We start from the raw sequence: 3944 nt of genomic DNA, 5'->3' as shown, positions 1-3944 counted from the left end.
TACTGGCGCAGACCACTTATTTCTGAGGCGTCGTATTCCTCTCTCGCTGGAGGTCCGCGGCCCGAGCTGCGACGTAGTCGGCCCAGGAAGTCTTGGCGAACCCGGCCCAGCGGACAGCGGTGTTGGTGTGGAGCCCGAGGATGCTCGCGAGGACCGGTGCGGGCAGGTCGCCGGCGAGGGCGACCAAGGCGGCATTGCGGGCGGGTCGAGTGTCGATGCCGTGGGGCAGGAGCTTCGAGCTGAGTCCGGTCTGCGAGGTGGGGCGCCCGGGAACGAGACCGGGGAAGAGCCATGGCTCGCCGCGATTCGTTCGGGTGAGGCCGGCTCGGGTGTGCGGTGCCTCGGCGAGCTGGTGCAGGAGCTTGGCGAGCCGGGGCGGTAGCAGGATCGGGTGCTGGTCGAGGGTGAGGTAGCTGTTGCCGTCGCGACGGGTGAGCTGGGTCGTGGTCAGATGCCGGACGTGGGAGGCGTGCAGGCCGAAGAGCAGGATCAGCGCGCCAGCGGCCCGGGTGTCCAGGGCCATGCTCTCGTCGGTCAGGCACCGTTTCAGCAGCTGCCAGCGGCCGTCTTCATCCATCAAGTGACTGGGCTGCTGACGTGGGATGGAAGGAACCTTGAGCCTGCTGGTGAGGCCGTGGCTGGTGGTCCAGGACAGAAAGTAGCGGATTGCGTAGGTGCGGGTGTTGCCCGCGTCGAGCCAGCGGTCGAGGTCCTCTTGCCGGAGTTCGTCCAGCGCGATGCCGTGCTCGTCGAGCCAGGCGAGGAACTCCAGAGCCAGCAGGACGCGGGTGCGGAGGAACGAACCCGGCTCGGCTGGGCGGCGACGCTGGGCGGCGCGTCGTCGTGCTCGTCGCAGCAAGTACCAGTGCGCGTAGGGGCGAACCATCTGGACGTGTCCGGCAGGGCGGCCAGCAAGGACGGTGTCCAGCCAGGCAGGGATGCGGTCCAGTTCCTCATCGCGCTCGGGGAGGACGCCGAGATGCACGAGGGTATGGCGGACATAGTGCAGGTGACGGCTGGGCGGGAGTTGGTCGAGCCGCTGATGGGTGATCGGTTCTCCGGAGGCGGCCAGACTGGCGAACAGGGCAGCGTTCGGACTGCGCTTGAGCCAGAGCAGGATGCCGCGGGGACGCTCAGCCAGCGCGAGAGCGTCCCGCAGCGGCTGGAGCTGTGCCGGGATGCGCCCGTCGGGCCCGGCCAGCAGTTGCTGGAGGCGGGCGATGAGCACGCAGCGGGCGCACTCGGAATCGGCGTAGGTCCGGCCGCCGAGTCCGCAGGTGCGGCAGGTGTAGTCGAAGGCGGTGCCCGCGCAGGCGCCACAGATCCTGGTGCCGTCCTCAGCGATGCCGATCAGGGGCTGGTGGCGACCGCAGCCCGGGCAGATCGCAGGTGCGTCCAGCACGACGGTGTAGCAGGTCGAGCAGACCGGGCCGATCGGCCAGCGGGTGTGAACGCGGCGGGTCCGCCGGCAGCGGCAGCATTCCTGGTTGAGCCCGGGGCGGCAGCTCCGGCAGGTCCATGCGCCGTCCGGCCCGCGCTGGCAGGAGCGTGATTCCCGGCAGGCCGAGCAGACCGTGGTGGGGCCGTTGTAGCAGTCTTCGCAGATGTCCGGCCGTGCTCCGGTGGCCCTGCGGGCGATGCGTCGCTCTTGTCCGCAGAGTCCGCACTCCCGGACCGGCCTGCGCTGCTGGTGATGGCAAGGGGCGCAAAGCGGCCCGTCGGAGCCGTGCGACTTGGCCGGGCCGATGGCACCGCAGATCACGCAGGTGTGCTGCGGGCCGGACCAACAGCTCGTGCAGAGCGGCGAGTTATCTGGGCGCCGGGTGACGGGCATGCGGAGCTGGCCGCAGGTGGCACATTCTTCGACGACGTCCGGATCGGTGCGGTAGCAGGAGTAGCAGATGGGGCCCTCGGCCCGGCGGGCGGCGAGCCGGGTGGCCGTTCGGCCGCACCGCCGACAGGTGCCCTTGCCGCTGCGGGCAGAGCAGTTGATGCAGAGGCGTCCATTGGGTCCGAAGCGTGGGAGGCCCACGTGGGATCTTCCGCAGTCGGTGCAGGCCGGGCGGATCACGGCCGTGTGTCCTGCTGTATGGAGGACTTGAGCGAGGCGGACGATCACGGCCGGGCAGTGAGCATCGCCGGAGACCAGGGCCTGGGGATGGTCGGCGAGGTGCTGGTCGAGATCCCGGAGCGGGATACCTCGGTCGGCCCGAGCCTCGGTGACGGCTCGGAGAACTTCCGTCTGATCGAGCTCGGGTAGTGAGCCGGTTAAGGCGATGATCACGCGATCGAGGGCGGCCTGCCTTTGTTCGGCTCGTTGGCGGTCGCGGGCGCGGGTCATAGCCCCTCGGGGCGGCGGATCGTGGTCCGGCGAACAGTCGGCAGCGGCCGGACCGGTGCTTCATCTGCGGTCTTGCGGATCTCTTCGTTGACGACTCGGACTTCGATGAGGTCACCGGGCTGGCAGTCGAGGATGTCGCAGAGCGCCGCGAGGGTATCCATCGACAGCCGCTGCGGGGGCTGGGTGACCAGACGGAAGACCTGTTCGCGGGAGAGAGTGATGCCGCGCTCGGCGAGCGGCCCGACCAGGTCGGTGGTCTGGAACATCTGCCGCGTGGCCATGATCTGCCGCAGGTGCCAGTGGTAGCCCATCTTCTTGATCACGTCTCGTCGTCCTCCCAGAGTTCGGCGTGCTGTTCCTTCAACACCTGCTGGAGCAGACGGTTGCGGTACTCGTCGGAGACCCCGGTATAGATCGCGGTGGTGCTTGCGTAGGCGTGGCCAACCTGGTCCTGGACGAACTTCTCGGGGTAGCCGAACTCGACGAGATGCGTGACGTAGCTGTGGCGAAGCCCATGCAAATCGAGCTCTTCCGGCAGGTCAGCGGCCCTGCGGGCGGTCTCGAACGCCTCGTCCAGGCGTCGGAGCGACATCCGGCCGCGGCGTTCGGTAACCCAGAGCGCCGGGTGCTTGTCCGGGGAGAAGGCCGGCCGGACCTCCTCCAGGTACTGATCGAGGAGATCAGTGCTCCAGTCCAGTTCGGGAACCGTCAGGACGGTGCGGCGCTTGGGCGGCCCGCCCTTGGAGGACTTTCCGTAGCGTACGAACAGGCCGCCGAACCGGCCATAGTGCGGCATCTTCGGGTTCCGCCGCAGGTCCGCCAGGTCCAGTCCGCACGCTTCCTGGCGGCGCAGTCCGTAGGCGTAGACGGTCTTGAGGAGGATCGCGTCCCTCAAGGCGGCCAGTGAGCCCTTGCGGTGCCGGGCCCGGATCTCTTCGACCCGCGCTTCCGCCGCATCAAACAGGTCCTGAACCTCGTCGTAAGTCAGCGGGCGCCGGTCGGCTTCACCTTCGTACTCGCTGCTGTGGGTGACGGTGTTCCACTCGTGCAGGATCTGGACCGGGGCCTGGCCGAAGCGCTCCAAGCACCGCACGGGCCAGCCGTAGCGTGCGTCGGTGATGTACTCGCAGAACATGCGCAGCGCGTTCTGGTAGTTCCGCCCGGTCGAGACCGCGAACGTCTTCCGCCGCGATCTCAGGTAGTCGATGAACGCCTCGACCTCGGCGGGCTCCCACTGCCAGGGGTACTGGTTGGTGAACTCCGCGAAGCGTCGTACCACCGACATCCGCGGCTTGATCGTCCCGTCCTCGTCCAGGAAGCGGGTTCGCTGCTGGCGGGCCCAGCCGTCCAACATCGCCTGAAAAACCGCCGGTTCAGGGTCGAGGTGTACAACCCCATCGGCAAGCACCAGATGCGCGGCACCCGGCAGATCAACGGCTCGACTCACGATGCATTCAACGCAACATCGTTGAACCGGTTACGCCGCCCAGGTCACAGGCATAGCAAAGGGGACCGGCCGGAGGCCGGTCCCCTTCATGAGCTGCTGGTCAGCTACCTGTACGGACTGCGTCGGATGTTGCACCCAACGCAATTCCGCCCGGTA

At 68.1% G+C, this 3944-nt stretch carries 5 protein-coding genes; 2 read left to right on the top strand and 3 right to left on the bottom strand.

Translation table 11 applies throughout. The features are described 5' to 3' along the window. Positions 1–16: 16 nt before the first annotated feature. Entirely contained in the window at positions 17–1402 is a 1386-nt protein-coding gene (locus AN216_RS26255; RefSeq protein ID WP_079166094.1) for a hypothetical protein, read from the bottom strand. 696 nt (positions 1403–2098) lie between these two features. Between AN216_RS26255 and AN216_RS28905 the strand changes: the two genes are divergently transcribed. After that, on the top strand, positions 2099–2260 hold the full coding sequence (locus tag AN216_RS28905; RefSeq protein WP_212732657.1) for a hypothetical protein: 162 nt from the start codon (positions 2099–2101) through the stop codon (positions 2258–2260). A 77-nt stretch (positions 2261–2337) separates the two neighbouring features. Here AN216_RS28905 and AN216_RS00490 read toward each other — a convergent pair whose 3' ends face one another. Together AN216_RS00490 and AN216_RS00485 are read right to left on the bottom strand one after the other, a co-directional pair. Then, positions 2338–2664 carry a helix-turn-helix domain-containing protein gene (locus AN216_RS00490; RefSeq protein WP_070194550.1) on the bottom strand — a complete coding sequence of 109 codons (327 nt, stop codon included), beginning with the start codon at positions 2662–2664 and terminating at the stop codon, positions 2338–2340. Beyond that, positions 2661–3788 (bottom strand): tyrosine-type recombinase/integrase, encoded by a 1128-nt coding sequence (locus AN216_RS00485; RefSeq protein ID WP_070194549.1) that lies wholly within the window; start codon positions 3786–3788, stop codon positions 2661–2663. The genes AN216_RS00490 and AN216_RS00485 overlap by 4 nt, the downstream gene beginning before the upstream one ends. On the opposite strand from AN216_RS00485, the gene AN216_RS29535 reads away from it, so the two are divergent. Next, a partial coding sequence (locus tag AN216_RS29535) for a hypothetical protein (RefSeq protein WP_212732658.1) occupies positions 3726–3944 on the top strand: 219 nt, incomplete at its 3' end. The two genes, AN216_RS00485 and AN216_RS29535, sit on opposite strands and share 63 nt — an antisense overlap.

Source organism: Streptomyces oceani, from assembly GCF_001751245.1.
Lineage (GTDB): Bacteria > Actinomycetota > Actinomycetes > Streptomycetales > Streptomycetaceae > Streptomyces > Streptomyces oceani.
The sequence above is the reverse complement of the archived record's forward strand: the minus strand, read 5'-3'. Positions and strand labels throughout refer to the sequence as shown.